General features: G+C 73.6%; 7 protein-coding genes. 4 read left to right on the forward strand and 3 right to left on the reverse strand.

Translation table 11 applies throughout. The features are described from left to right. The first annotated feature begins 1 nt into the window (after window position 1). Together HHX30_RS30445 and HHX30_RS30450 are read left to right on the forward strand one after the other, a co-directional pair. Entirely contained in the window at window positions 2-9793 is a 9792-nt protein-coding gene (locus HHX30_RS30445; protein WP_169986103.1) for a hypothetical protein, read from the forward strand. Further along, window positions 9793-10320: a hypothetical protein gene (locus HHX30_RS30450; protein WP_169986105.1), complete on the forward strand. Its 528-nt coding sequence runs from the start codon at window positions 9793-9795 to the stop codon at window positions 10318-10320. Before HHX30_RS30445 ends, HHX30_RS30450 begins: the two co-directional genes overlap by 1 nt. A 46-nt stretch (window positions 10321-10366) precedes the next feature. On the opposite strand, the gene HHX30_RS30455 is transcribed toward HHX30_RS30450, so the two are convergent. Both HHX30_RS30455 and tnpA read right to left on the reverse strand, forming a co-directional pair. Then, window positions 10367-11551, reverse strand: coding sequence for an RNA-guided endonuclease TnpB family protein (locus HHX30_RS30455; RefSeq protein ID WP_169986107.1), 1185 nt, complete (start codon window positions 11549-11551; stop codon window positions 10367-10369). Continuing rightward, window positions 11544-11963, reverse strand: coding sequence for an IS200/IS605 family transposase (tnpA, locus tag HHX30_RS30460; RefSeq protein WP_169986109.1), 420 nt, complete (start codon window positions 11961-11963; stop codon window positions 11544-11546). The genes HHX30_RS30455 and tnpA overlap by 8 nt, the downstream gene beginning before the upstream one ends. A gap of 143 nt (window positions 11964-12106) precedes the next feature. Here tnpA and HHX30_RS30465 point away from each other — a divergent pair, with 143 nt between their 5' ends. Beyond that, window positions 12107-12637 carry a hypothetical protein gene (locus tag HHX30_RS30465; RefSeq protein ID WP_211592779.1) on the forward strand — a complete coding sequence of 177 codons (531 nt, stop codon included), beginning with the start codon at window positions 12107-12109 and terminating at the stop codon, window positions 12635-12637. Window position 12638: 1 nt separating this feature from the next. Here HHX30_RS30465 and eccB read toward each other — a convergent pair whose 3' ends face one another. Further along, window positions 12639-14048, reverse strand: a complete 1410-nt coding sequence (gene eccB, locus HHX30_RS30470; protein ID WP_311922929.1) for a type VII secretion protein EccB — start codon at window positions 14046-14048, stop codon at window positions 12639-12641. A 327-nt stretch (window positions 14049-14375) separates the two neighbouring features. Between eccB and HHX30_RS30475 the strand changes: the two genes are divergently transcribed. Next, complete coding sequence (locus tag HHX30_RS30475) at window positions 14376-14648, forward strand: WXG100 family type VII secretion target (RefSeq protein WP_169986113.1); 273 nt, start codon at window positions 14376-14378, stop codon at window positions 14646-14648. Window positions 14649-14681: the final 33 nt, after the last annotated feature.

Genomic DNA, 14681 nt, shown 5'->3' on the forward strand with positions numbered 1-14681 from the left:
GATGACTCACTCCGCCACATCGGGAACGAGCCCGGGCACGGCGAACAACCAGGTCAATTCGACCGCGGGGGACGGGCTGCCCACGTTCGCCGACGGCGGCGGCTCGGTCGTCGACGTCACGCCCGCCTGGGGCGAGTCGCTGCCCGACTGGGCCGACGACCTCATCGCCCTGCTCACGGCGGGCCAGACGTGGCCGGAGGCGAGCGAGAGCCTGCTGTGGGAGCTGGCCAGGGCGCACCGGGCCGCGACCGTGAGCCTGGTGCGGTCCGTCGATCCGGTGGGAACCGCGGCCGTCTCCGTGCTCAGCGGAATGCAGGGCCCGTCGATGCAGGCGTTCCTGAACCGGCTCGGCGAGCACTACTCGGAGCAGTCCGGCCTGCTCGGCGTGGCGAACAACCACTTCGCCTACGCCGCGCAGGCCGACGCGTTCGCCCGTGAGACGCAGTATTCGAAGCTGTCGGTCAACGTGGTGTTCTGGATCGCGCTGGTCGCCACGTTCATCGCACTCGTCGCCGCCTTCTACTCGGCCGGTGCCTCCACCAGGTTCATCGGGCCCATCGCCGCCCGCGCCAGGGCCGAGACGCTGAAGATCCTCGAACGGCTCGCCGTCGCCGCCGGACGCCCCGCCGCCGCCCAGGCGCTCGCGCGGGGGACCGCGCTGGCCTCGGTCAGGGCCGGCCTGCTCGGCCGGATCCTCGCCAATCCCCTGGGCAGGGAGCTCGTCGAGGAGATCGGCGAGGAGGTCGCCGGCGACGGCATCGCCCAGCGCCGGCAGCAGAGGATGGGCACCCGCGACGGCTGGGACTGGAGGAAGACCGGCGCCGTCGCCGTGGGCGCGGCGGGCGGCGCGGCCATCGGCCTGCGGGCCGCGCACCCCGTGAGCAACCTCGTCAACAGGACGCCCCTGCTCAGGAGGCTGAACACCGACGCGCCGGGTGTCGGCAACGCGTTCAGGCGCTTCCCCGGCAGGGCGCTGACGACCGGCCTGACCAACGTCATCGCCTCCCCGGCCGGAAGCGTCCTGGGCAACGGGCTCGTGTACGGCCAGTGGGAGATGCCCGACGGGGAGTCGCTGCTGGGGGCCGCTCTCGGCGGGGCCGGCCGTACGAACACGATCAGCCCGTTCAACCCCGACGTCGTCCAGGCGGTCGTCAGCCCGCGTACGGCCCTGGCCTCGGCGTACGACACGAGCGTGCGCACCGACCTGATCCGTGCCTTCTCCGATCCCGCGGCCGGACAGCCTTCCGGCGGCGCTCCGGGTTCCGGCGAGACGGGTACGGCCGGTGGCGGCCAGACCGCGAGCAATGGCGGGCAAACGGGCGCGGGCGGCACGAGCACCGCGTCCGTCGCAGCGCACCCCGCCGCCGGCCCGGCCGCCGCGCCGTCCGGTGCGAGTCAGGCGTCGGCCGCCGCACCCGGTGGGGCTGGGCCGGTGTCGAGCGCCCCGGCCAACGGCTCCGGTCAGGCGTCGGCCGCCGCACCCGGCGGAGCTGGTTCGGCGAGCGCCGCGTCGGGTGGGCCAGGCCAGCCGGCCCCCACCGCGTCGTCCCCCGCGCAATCCGGCGCGAGCACCGCGCATCCCGGTGCGGCCGGTTCCGCGAGCACGTCCAACGTGGGCAACGCGGCCAACCCGGTCAGCGCGGGCACCGCGAACGCGGCGGGTGCGTCCGCCGCGAGCAGCGGTCAGGCGCCGGCCGGAGCGCAGAGCGCGTCCAGCCAGCCGGCCGCCGCCGGTTCGGCACCGGGGGCCGACCCCGGAGCGGCCGGTCCAAGCAACGCGGCGAACGCGGCCAACGCGGCCAACGCGGCCGGCGCCGCCGGCGCGGTCGGTGCGACTGGCGCGGGCAGCACGGCGACAGGCGCGTCCGCCGCGGGCGGTTCGGCGAACCCGGGCAACGCGGGTGGTGCCAATCCCGGTGCTGCCGGTGCCGTATCGGTCTCCGGCACGGCGAACACCGCGACGCCGGGTGCCTCGGCCGCCGCTCCCGGCGCGGCGAGCGCGTCGAGTGCGACGGCGGCATCCCCCGCCCCGGCGCACGCGTCGGCTCGTACGGCGGTCTCCGACGCGCTGTTCACGATCGCGCCCGATGTGCTTCTCCTGCGCGACGGCCGGGGCGCCAGGCTGACCGGTCCTGACGGAAGGCCGATCCAGCTCTCGGGTGAGGACATGGAGGCCCTCGCCGATCGGCTCGCGGCGCGTGCCGCCGAGGGCGTGGACGCGCCCCGGCTGCGCGCGGAGGCGGCCGCCCTGCTGGGGGCCAGGATCGCGGAGGAGAGCCGGGGCCACCCGGTGGAGGGAGCCCTCGACGCGCTCGCCCGGCTGTCCGGCACGACGCCGGACAGCCGCGCCGCCGCCGTGGAGGTGGCGGGCGAGGTGCTGGCGGACAACCCACGCGGCTGGCGGCCCGACCGGCTGAGCGACGCGGGGGCCGGGCTGGTGGAGGAGGCGGCGGCGGTCCGGCCGCACGGGCCCGACCATGCTCTTCGCGTCGGCCGTTCCGCCGGCGCCGCCGCGGAGATCGTCCGCCGCGCCGAGAGCCTCGCCGCGGGTCCGGTCGCGCCGGATCCCGCCGGGACGGCCAACCCGGCGGCGCGAGGGCCGGGGCCGTCCACGGCATCGTCCGCGGCACCGTCCGCAGCACCGTCCGCAGCACCGTCCGCAGCACCGTCCGCAGCACCGTCCGCGGCGCCGTCCACGGCATCGGCCGGCCCGCGATCCACCACCCGGCCCGGACCTCGTACGACCCGTGGGCGTGGCAAGGTGACGGCCCCGGATATCGCGAGAAGCCTCTTCGTGGCCGACGGCAGGTCGCCGCACCTGGCCGACCTGTCGCCGCGGGAGGCGGAGCAGGGCTTTCTGGCACTTCAGGCGTCCGACGTCGGCCCTGACGCGACGGGGCTGAGCCGGGCCGGCGAGCGGACGGTCGTCGTGGACACGGGCCGGTTGGGCGCCCAGCACTTCCGGTTCGAGATCGGCCGGGTGCGCGGCGGCCGTCTCGCCAGGACCAGGGTCCGGGCGGGCACGGCCCGCGCCCCCCACGTCGTACGGCTGTCGCCGCGCCTGGCGAACGACATCCTGCCCCGGGTCTGGCTGCACGAGATCAGCGACGTCTTCCAGCGGCTTTCCGGCCCCCGGCAGGGGGTGATCCGCTCCTTCCTGAGCCGTACGGCAGAGCCGGACGCCGCGGCCTGCGTGACGGCCCGCTACCGGGAGCACGCCCTGCTGGACCGGACGTGGCGGGCGGTACCGGCAGCGGAACGGCCCGCCATCGCGCACGAGATCGAGCAGCTGGCGCGTGAGATCGAGCGACTCGGGCACGTCGCCCCGGCGCCCCCGTGGACGGCGGCCCGGAGCCAGGCAGCGCAGAGCCAGGCAGCGCAGAGCCAGAAGGCCCCGAGCACGGCAACCCAGAGCGCGCCCGATCCGGTGGCGGATCTGCTCGCGCGGGTCCGCACCCAGCGGGAGACGCTGGCGGACGCGGCCGACGAACTGAGCGAGGCCGTCCAGGAGAAGGACAAGAGCCTCAGGGCGGCCCTGCTCGACGCGCACAAGGCGGACAAGGACGCCCGCAAGGCGGCACGCCAGAAGGACCACACCGCCGGGGAACGCCGCCGCAAGGCGCTGGCGGACCGCGACGACCACCGCAGGACGGCCGAGCGCGCACAGCGGAGCAAGGAGGCCTACGAGCGGGCGGCGTCGCGGGCGGCCGAGGCGCGCAGGGCGTACGAGGAGCTCGAGAACGCGCTGAACGCCCTGCCCGCGGGCCGGACAGGCCCACTGCCGGCGAAGGTCGCCCAGTCGGCCCGGGACGCGGAGGCCGCCCACACCGCGTACACGGAGGCGTTCGCGGACGCCGTGCCGTCATCGAAGGCCCTATCCGAGGTTCTGTCCGAGGCCACACCGGCGGGCCGGCTGCCCCACCTCGAACGGCTCACGCAGGTCGTCAACGACATGCTCGAACGCGCGGGAGTCGACCAGCGCTACTCGCCGGACGAGCTGTCGCACGTGTTGCGCTCGAACTTCAGGTGGCTGGTGTCGCCGGACGGCGCGCTGCTGCGGGTGGGCCGCGGCACGCGGGGCGAGCTGCGGCTGCGGCTGAAGGTCACGGACCTGGTCGAGGTCTTCGGCCATCCGGTGCGTCACTCGCAGTCGATGCTCGGCCAGTTGCCGCAGGGCGGCCGCTCGGCCTCCGCCACCGCCAACCGCGCCCTCAGCCTGGCGCCGAAGTTCGACCTGAACGCACTGAGCGCCCCGTTGCAGGACATCCACTGGCTCGGGACGCTGATGAGGTTCGGCCTGTTCAACGGCGGCTTCACCTTCGGCCGGAGCGAGTCGTTCAACGGCAACGCGTCGGAGTTCGCGCTGGCCGGCGCGGTGCAGGACAACGCGGGCGAGGCGCTGGTGCTCGACGGGCTCGCCTCGGCGGAGGTGGAGCTGCGCACCGCGACCGGCACCGAGCGGGCGCGCGTGGACAGCGGCACACCCGGCGACGCGCTGAGCCTGCGGATCTATCTGCCGCACACGCACGCGCAGCGGGGACCGGCCGAGGTCACCCGGCTGCCGGTGAAGCAGTGGCGGCGCACGCCGTTCCCCGAGCATTCCGTCACCGGGCTGACCGGACTCGCGGACCTCGCCGAGCGCACCGCGGCGCGGGCCGGCCGGCCCGAGATCGGCGGCATGACGCGCGACCAGATCTTCACGATCCTGACGAAGGAGCTGCCGGCCCGGCTCGGCGAGGCGATCAACGATCCCGACGGTCTGCGCCGCCCGATCACCGCGAACGGGCGGGTGATCGGCTACGTGCGGATCAAGACCGAGGTCCTGATGAAGACGGCACGGCCGGTCGGCACGCCGAGCGTCAAGCACCGCCTGGAACGGCTGCGCGTGGGATTCTCGGGCGCGTCGGGCTCGCGCTCGGCCGGCCGGTCCAGAGAGGTGAAGGGCACCGCGGGCGTCAAGCTCCCCATCGACGACCAGGGCATGCTCGGCGACGTCGGTCTCGACGGATACAAGACCGCCACCCCGCGGTTCACCATGGGGCTCGGCCGTTCCTGGTCGCGGTCGCGGTCGATGAGCGCGGGCGGGACCGCCATCAGGCCGAGCGTGCAGCGCTGGGCGGGCCACACCCAGGCGTACGCGCTGGAGCTCGAACACACGGTCACCGTGCATCTGAACAGCGACGACGCTCCTCGCGCCGCCGTCGAAGGCCGGAGCACGGGCCTGTTCCGCATGCCCGAGTCGCAGGCCTACCGTTACGGCCTCCCCGTCGACCGTTCGGCTCTGCGGAAGGACGGCCGGCTGAGGGACGACCCGAAGCCCGGCACGCCGAAGGGCCGCCTGCCCGAGCTGCCCGGCTGGTCGCGCGAGTCCGGGGCCGGGCCCGCGCTCGTCCAGGTGAGCGACCGGCAGGACAGCGTCCGGAACTTCGACGACGTGCGTGCGAAGGTCGTGGCGGCGCTGCGCAAGCAGGGCCTGCTGCCGGACGAGAAGGGCGGCCTGTCCCGCGACCCGCTGACCCGGGCGAGCCAGATCGCCAACATGATCGAGGTGGCCGAGCAGTTCTCCCCGGCCCGGCTGCAGACCGGATACGACCAGGCCAGGCAGGACGGGATCGTCCTCGACCTGGTGAGCCAGGGCATCGGCCGGCCCACCCGGCACCACACGATGCGCATCCGGTTGAAGCAGTCGGGCAGTGAGGAGTTCCAGGGCACCAGCGCCGCCGACATCGTGGCCGACCTCGACATCTCGTCGGAGACCTCCGGCCGGTCGGTCAGCAGGTCGGGCGGCCGGTCCGGCGACCTCGGCCCGGGCCTCGGCCTGGAGACGAAGCCGGGCGAGGACGGCTCGACCGGCGGCGGGCCGGGCTTCCACGGCAGCAAGGGGCGCACGGCCGGCACGACCCTCAACGACACGGTCAACCACGTCACGTTGATCGAGGCCACCTCTCCGGCGGCGGTCTTCGAGGTCCCGCACACGCTCACCGTGGAACTCGTCGAGGCCGACGGGAAGACCAGGACGCTGGCCGAGAGCGACGACGTGTGGATGCGGGTGCTGCTGCCCGCCGACCTGCTGCCGGAGCGGCGGACGGAGCCCTCGCCCGCCCACCCGACGTCCAGGGAGGCGTTGAGCCTCGCCACCCTGCTGCACGTGGACGGGAGCGGCGTGCTCGACGCCCTCGGCTCGGTGCTGCCGAGGGCGATGCGGCCGGGCTCGATGTCGTACCACCACCTCGCCGAGGCGTTCAACGTGCGCAGCCTCATCTCCCACCCGGAATGGCTGGCCGCCGACCCCGGCCGGCCGGCCGGCACGTACGGCACCGCGATGGCCGTGCGCCCGCGCGGCCTGCGTACGCACCGCGCGTCGGCGTGGATAACGGCCGAGCCGGGCGAGTCGACGTTCGTCACCGCGGCCGACCTGGTGATCGGTGACATCAACTTCACGATGGGCGCGCACTCCACGCGGATGGAGACGCGGGGCGGACGGTCCGCCGACGTCTCGACCGGCGCGAACGAGGATCTGCCCGGCCCGTTGGGCGGCACGCAGGGGGCCGGCGTGTCCGGGGCGGGGAGCAGGGCGTCCTCGACCACCGACACGGCGATCTGGGGCAGGGAACGGCTGGCCATCGACACCGGCAAGCACTACGTGTTCGCGATGAAGACGGACATCACGGTCTCCGGGGACGAGCCGGGAAACCGCCGGGCCAACGCCGAGCTGCCGGGCAGAACGGTCGTCTACTCCCTCCCCGAGCGCGACGCCCTCGCCCTGTACGGCAAGGGCGAGGTCAAGCTCCCGCTCGGGCAGGTGGCCGACGCGGTGACGCGGCTGCTCGACGGCACCCTCCAGCTCGACCCGCGTACGGCGGTGCCGATGGTCCGCAGATACCTGGCCGACCGGGCGCTGGCGCGAAGGGCCGGTCATCCCCGGCCCGACCTGGAGAAGAAGCACCCCCGCGCCGTGCTCTTCGAACGGCTCGTCAAGGACTTCCCCCTGGGCCGGGCGGCCGGGCTCAAGCAGATGCAGGACAGGCTGCCGGATCTCGCCACCCGTGTGGACGTCCCCGACCTGTACGAGGACTCCCTCGGCGAGAGCACCGTGAAGTCGGTCCGGCTCACGGCTCCGGACGGCACGCGGACCCGGCTGCTCGACCAGGTGCTCGGCCAGATCGGCACGGTGGCGCCCGGCGCGCTGAAGCGCGACCCGGTCCTGCTGCGCAGCCTGTTCGGCGACTTCGCCGGCAGACGCTGGTGGGGCAAGCTCGACGACATGACCGGACCGGCCGGCTTCGTCAAGACGTACTCGCTCAGGATCGGCCCGCACCTCACCGAGGACGTGACGCTCAGGATCACGGCGGAACTCCACGGTGACCAGGCGACGTACGGCGGGAGCGTCCACAACTTCGGCCAGATCCTGCAGGACTACACCTACGGCCAGCAGGACGCCGCCGAGTCGTCCGGCAGGACGTTCGGCGGCAGCGCGAACGCCGGAGCGGGACAGGACGTCGGCAGCGGCGGCCGAGCGGCGGCCACCGACCGCTCGCACACCGGCACGGCCTCCGTCGGCACCCAGCGGACCCGCATCCAGCGTCATTCGGCGTTCCGCGGCGGGCAGCTCGTCGAGCATCCGGTGACCATCAGGATCGAGGTCGAGCGGTCGCCGGGCCGCCTGCGCGGCGCCGTCGCCAGGACCACCGGCGTCCCCCGGACCAGCCACGTCACGCTGCACGGCACCATGACCCGGGTGCTGCCGGACGGCATGGTGGCGAAGGAGGGCACGGTTCCCCCGAGGCGGCCCGCCCGGCCCGACGTACGGCGGGTCGCGCCGCCGGAGGTCTTCGCGACGGAGGGGATCAAGGCCGACGGGCTGCTGCGCGCGGTGTTCGGCCGGCTCGCCCGGGCGGACCTCCTCGGCGGGACCGCCGCCATGGAGCACTACGCCGAGCTGGCCAAGGCCTTCACCGGCAACGGGCTGGCGACCCGGCTGGAGCGGATGACCGGCCCCGACGGTCACCGGCTCATCCGGCTGCCGATGCCGGGCAGCCCCGGCCAGGTGGTGGACGTCCGGGTGCACGCGGACCTCTCCGAGCCCGACCCGGTGGCCCTGAACCTGCAGGACACCGAACTGGGACAGGTGGACCGCGAGCAGAACGTCGCGGGCACGTCCACCGACCGGGGGCAGATGCTGCCGCTCGGCCGGACGTACAGCGGGGGGCTCGCCGCGGGCGCCGGCACCGATCTCGGCGCCGGCGACCAGACCGCGCAGTCGAGCTCGGGCAGCGGCGGCGTCCGCGACGAGACCAGCGTGTTCGAGAAGGGCACCGGGGCCCTGGTGCGCTTCCGGGTCGACTTCGACCTCCGGTTCGAGGTGCGCCGGGTGGCGCCGAACGGCGCGGAGACGCTGCAGCGGACGGTGGAGATCCCCCACGGTGCCACCGGCAGGGCCCACCTGATCATGTTCCAGCACGCGTTCGAGGAGATGCTGGCCCGTCGCGACGCCGCTCCCGCCCGGCCGCTGTGGGACTTCCGGCGGCAGCGGCCGGCCGCGCCCGGCGTCTTCTTCTCCCACGACGCCGTGCGCGGGATGGCCGCGAGGCACCCGTCGTACGACCCGGCGGCGCCGACCAGGGCGATGGCCGAGGCGCTCAGAGGACGGACGGGAACGCTGCCGGTGGGCATCGTGGCCGACCTCGGCCACGCGCATCCCACGGCGCTCGTGGAGGAGGCCAGGCTGCTCGCCCGCGACCTCGGCGCCGACGTCCACCTCCACCTCAGGCGGCCCGACGGCACCGTCGAGCGCTACCGCGCCACGCCGGTGGGCGAGCTGACCGGCGACTCCTTCGCCGAGGCGCTCGGCAGGGTGCCGCCCGACCTGGTGGCGCTGGCCGGGCGGCACGACCTCGACCTGCGCGACCTGTACGACGGGCGGCCCGGCGGGTTCGCCGACCGGATCGCCGAACGGCTCGGCGCCCTCGGCGTGTCCAGGGACACACCGGCCGACCCGGGCTGGCCGGTGCCCGAGACCGCCGCGGACGGCACCTGGGGCGGCAACCCCCTCGTCACCGGCCCTCCCGGCGGCAGCGTGACGGCCGAGGCCATGGAGAGGACCGCTTTCGTGGCCGACGGCCGGGCCCCGCACCTGCCCGACCTGTCGAACGACGAGATCCCCACGGCCGTCGCCGACCTGCGCCCGTCGGACTTCGGCAGGGGCGTCCAGGCCGTGACCGTGACGCCGGACGGCACGGTCGTCACCGTCGAGACCACCCGGTTCGGCACACAGCGCTTCGCCGTGCTGCCCGAGGACCCCGGCGGCGGACGCCCGGGCCGTACGGAGGTCCACACGGGCACGGACCCGCACGTGACCCGGCTCGCGCCGAGACTGGCCCCCGACGTGGTGGCCCGGGTGCTGCTGCACGAGATCAGCGACACCCTGCAGAAGCGCGCCGCGGCGGAGCAGGGCGTGGTGCGCGCCTTCCTGAACGCCCTCGATCCCGGCTACGACGCGTGCGCCGCCGCCCGCCGCAACGAGCACGCGTACCTGTCCCGCAAGTGGCTGGCGGCGTCCTCGGACGAGGAACGGGCGCGACTGCGGCACGAGATCGAGGCGGTCGCCCGGGACCTCGGCGCGCGGGGTCAGGCGGCGCCCCCGCCGCCGTGGGTCACCGCGCCGCCTCCCGCGCCGGTCCTCGACGTCTGGGAGCGGATGCGCAGGCTCAGCAACCCCTCGGGCGGGGAACCGCCCGACGACGAGGACGACGACGCCCTCGAGAAGGAGACCGGACAGGGACAGGTGATCTGATGCCGTACTCGATCGCGAGGAGCAGGGACGAGGCGCACCTCTACCTCGACCTGAACCCCTGCGCCTGCGGCTCGGCCGGCACCGACTGGGACAGCGGCCTGGCGAGTGCCGAGGGGGAGCTGGTCACCTGCTACGAGGGGCGGTGCGCGGCGTGCGGCGCCGAGCGGGAGTACCTGTTCGGTCTTCCCGAGCGCGAGGTGACGCCCACCGGCTACCCGACGTTCGGCGGCGCGGAGCCGTCCGAGCTGCTGGACCCCGGCGAGTGGATGTGGGTGGCCGACCTGACGGCGGGCAACGTCCCGGAGGGCCCTCTCCCGGAGGGAGGAGAACGGCGGCAGGCGCTGTCCATCGCGCGGGCGGCGGTCGAAGAAGTGATCAAGTTCGTCCCGCCCGGGCAGGACGAGGTGCCCGAGGAGGCGTTCTGGTCGGAGCGCGGCCGGGCCGTACGCGCCGCCGAGCCGGGGCGGTTCCGCCTCGACCGGCTGCTCGTCGTCCGCGACACCTACCGCGAGCTGGCCGGGGCCTAAGGTGGCTGGAGTGACTCCTCCGCTCCCTGAAGGGAGCGGCTTCTCGCTAGGCCGCTTCCGCGGCGTCGCGAAGGGCAAGCCCTGCCCTGAGAATGTTCTTGGCCGCGTTCACGTCGGCGTGCGCGGTATGCCCGCACGCCGTACAGGCGAACTCGGCTTGGGTGAGGCGGTTCTCCGCAGCGCAGTGCCCGCAGCGGGCACACGTTCGGGAGGTGTTGGCAGGGTTCACCGCGATCAGCTCTCGACCGGCGCTTTCAGCCTTGTGCGCGAGCACACGCAGGAACACCCCCCAACCCGCGTCCAGGATGCTCCGGTTGAGGCCAGACTTTTGCGCCACGTTCCGGCCAGGCCGCTCGATCGTGCCGGACGCGCTGCGGGTCATATTCGCGATACGCAGGTCCTCATGCACGATCACGTCGTAGCCGCGCACCACGGCGAGCGCGGCCTTGTGTGCGCTGTCCAAACGTTGCCGCCGCACCTTGGCGTGCAGCGCCGCGACACGGGCCACGGCATTACGGCGGCGCTTGGACCCGCGTTTCTTGCGGGCGAGCCCCTGCTGTGCCGCCGCGAGGCGATCGGCCGACGCTTCCAGGTGGCGCGGGTTGGCCAGATGCTCCCCGTGGCTGGTGGTGACGAGCGAGGCCACGCCCATGTCCAGCCCGACGACCGGGCCCGTCGCGGGCTGGGGCTGCGCGGGCACATCGTCGCACGACAGGATCAAATACCAGCGATCGCCTTCCCGCTTCACGCTGATCGTCTTCGCCCTGCCGCGCACCGGGCGGTGCTGGTGTACACGTACATGCCCGATGCCCTGCAACCGCACGTACGTCGCGGCCGGGTGTTCGGGCTGGCAGTCCCACCGGCAGCCGTCGCCGTCTTTGGGCCATTCGACGGTGTCGAACCAGCCCCGCGCCTTGAAACGGGGGTATCCCGGCGTGCGGCCCTCGCGGACTCGCTTGAAGAACGCGGCGAACGCCTTGTCCAATCGCCGCAGCGTGGCCTGCTGGGAGGAGAACGACCACCGGCCCTGACCTTCTGGGTCGTCGGCGCGGATGTGCTTCAACTCCCCGGACTGGTCGCCGTACCGCACCGTCACACCGGCCTTGCGGGAGGCGGTGCGCCGGTGCTCAAGGGCGGCGTTGTAGAGCTGCCGGTGATCCTCAAGGAACGCCACGAGCGCGGCGGACTGCTTGGAGGTGGGGCGCAGCAGGAACTTGTACGACCTACGCACGGCGGCCTGCCCTGGGCCGCTCGTACCGCGTCTCGATATAGCGCTGCACGGTCTGCGCGGAGACCGCGCCGACGGTGGCCACGAAGTACGACCGTGACCACAGCGTGGGCAACTGCGAGCGCAGGTGCGGAAACTCGGCGCGCAAGTGGTGGGAGGTGAATCCCTTGAACTGGTTGGCCACATACGACGGCGAGTTCTTCGGGTGCGGCTTGACGAACAGGTGTACGTGGTCGGGCATCACCTCAAGCGCCACGATTTCCCGGCGGTGTTCGTCGGCCTTGGCGCGGATCAGCTCCTCCAGGCGTGTCTTGACCCGCCCGCCGAGGACCGGGCGGCGGTACTTCGGACACCACACGACGTGGTATCCGAGGTCGTACGCCGCGCCGGGGGAGGTGCGCACCTGACGAGTCACGCGATCATCATTACAGCGCCGTACATCTAATGCGCCTGAGGAAAGGAATCCGCGATGAGCCCCGAGAGAAACCAGTCAGGGACGGCATTCCCCCGTTGCCCGAAGGCGACGCTCCCCCTGCCGAGGTTCTGATGGAGGAGGCAGTGCCGATCCCGCACGCGCGGACGCTCGCGGAGGCCCGGCTGTATCTCGCGCTGACGGTGGACGAGGCCGGCCGGGAGGAGCCGCCGGTCGAGGGTCCCGAGGGGTGGACGCTGCGGTCCGGCGGCGTCGAGGTGCTCGTGCCGTACGCGAGCGAGGCGGAGGCCCGGGACGAGGGAGAGCCGTTCGGCGTCGGACTGTCCGCGCTGCTCGACCCCGGCCAGTGGCGGCTCGCGGGTGCGGGGTACGCGCGCCGGGCGCTCGCCGACGACCTCGAGTACGCCGAGGAGCCGGGAGACGAGAGCCTCTTCCTGCGGGTGGTGAGCGGCTGGGAGGCGGCCAGGGACGCGCTCGCAGAGGTGCTCAAGTTCATCCCGCCGGGCGAGCGGGAGGTGCCCGCCGAGGCCTTCTGGACCGAGACGGGCCTGGCCGCCCGCGAGGCGGAGCCCGAGAGCTTCCTGCGCGACCGGCTGGCCGAGGACATCGCGTTCTACCAGCATAACCTGGACGACTTCCGCCGCCTCGGCGGCTGACCTACCTGCCCGCCGGCACGGGCACGCGGGCGGCGGCGGGATCGAGCGCCGGGCCCTCGGGGATGAGGTGCAGCAGGTGCGCGGGCACCGGCGTGGCGTCGGAGGCGTCGTAGCCGAGCTTCGGCAGCAGGTCGGCCGAGGCGACGGCGAACCTGCGGCCCTGGTCGGTGACCAGGTAGTAGTTCGTGATCGACGCCACCTGTCCCTCGCCCGGCAGCATCCCGGCGACCGCCGCCGATCCGGGCGGGAGCAGCACCTGGTCGAAGCTCTCCTGGCCGCCGGGGGTCCGGGGCGTGGGGATCGCGATCGAGGCGCCGACCGTCAGGGTCGCCCGGGTCGAGCCGCCGCGGGCGCCGGCGTAGACCGCGCACAGCGGCGAGGTGGAGGCGGGGGAGACAACGGCGGGCATCGTCTCGGGCAGCCCGCCGCCCGTCACGCTCTGCTTGGACGGCGCGGCGTTGGCCGTGGCCGCGTCGATCGTGACGGCCCGCGGGGGACGCCTGCCGTACGCCGCCTTGATGCCCGGGTCGGCCAGCATGAGTGTGGCCTGGGTGAGGGTGATCGGCGCGAGGCCGTCGGACAGCAGGACGTACCAGCGGGCCGGGGCCCCCGCGATGCCGGGCACGGTGAAGACCTGCCCGACCGCCGCCGTGCCCCCGCCGGGCCCTCGCACCTTCTTGCCCAGGTCGCGCACCTTCGGGCCGCCGAAGTCGGGGCCCTCGGGCACGGCGTTGAGCCAGGCGGCGGGCACCTTCCTGGGCTGGGCGTTCAGGGCGCTCACCGCGCTGGAGCTCGCCCGCATCCGCCGGTCGCCCCAGACGACCCACTTCTGCCGGCCGTCGTCCACGACCATGGCGCCGCCGCCGAGGGGTCTGCCGCCGACGTCCAGGCCGCCGACCAGCGTGACGTACGGCCGTGGCGCCCCGGTGGCGTCGGGGCCGTCCACCACGCACACCGACCACGGGCCGTGCACCAGCTTGTCCTTGGCCGGCAGCGAGTCGGGCGCGCCGGGGATGCCGACGAGCGGCCCGCGCGGCAGCTCGGCCAGCGAGGCGGCGGAGACGTCGCGCACCGTCACGTCGGCGGTGTCGAGCAGCAGCCGGGCGGAGACGTAGTTCGCCACCGGAAGCAGCACGCGCTCCTGCCGGCTGTAGACGTAGGTCGCGCCGGTGTCCTGCTCGACGAGGAGCTGGCCGGGCTCGGTGAGCTTGGTGGCGCCGCCCGGCTTGATCACCCCCCAGATGCCGAAGACGGCGAGCAGGAGCACCGACAGCAGGACTCCGCAGAACGTGGCCAGGTTGTGCCGCCGCATCGGCGACTCCGCCACGTCCGGCTCTCCCTGCAGCAGGGCCTGACCCAGGCGCTGCTGCATCAGCCGGTATGCCTGATAGAGGTCCTTCCGGGTCTGCACGTCACCTCTCCCTGTCAGAGGGCATGACCGCCAGCATATTGATCCGGCGGCGTCCTTGTGATCACGGCTTCGGATCGCCGGGGAACCGGTGCGGCGTTCGGGCGGGCCTCGCCTGCTCCGGTGGAGGCCGTGATGTCCCGGGGGATCCGGGGCGAAGCCACCGACGGGCAGTGGACGCCTTTCCGGGCGTGCGGAAAAAAGGGAATGGAGTGGTGGAAAAGCCAGATTTCCCAGGCCGCGGATATAGCCGCTCGGCATAAGGGGTTCACAAGATTGACAAACGATTTACGGTGAGGGCGGCCCCTTTGTCGATGAAGGAGTGACTGGATGAGTAACAGCTTGCTCGGCGGCGACCCCGCGGAGATGCAGGGCATGGCCGCGCAGTTCAGCCAGCAGGCGGACCAGGTTCGCGCCACGATGGCCAACCTCGACCGTGAGGCGGCCAAGGTCGGCACCGCCTGGACCGGCCCCGGCGCGCAGCGCTTCCACGACGCCTGGCAGAGCTACCGAGCGGCGTTCCAGCGCATGGCGGAAGAGCTCAACGAGGCCTCCCGGGTCATCACCACCTACCGCGGCAACATCGAGTCCGCGACTCGCTGACAGCCGGCCGCCGGACCACCATGGAATGCCATG

Source organism: Microbispora sp. H10836 (assembly GCF_012999525.1).
Classification (GTDB): domain Bacteria; phylum Actinomycetota; class Actinomycetes; order Streptosporangiales; family Streptosporangiaceae; genus Microbispora.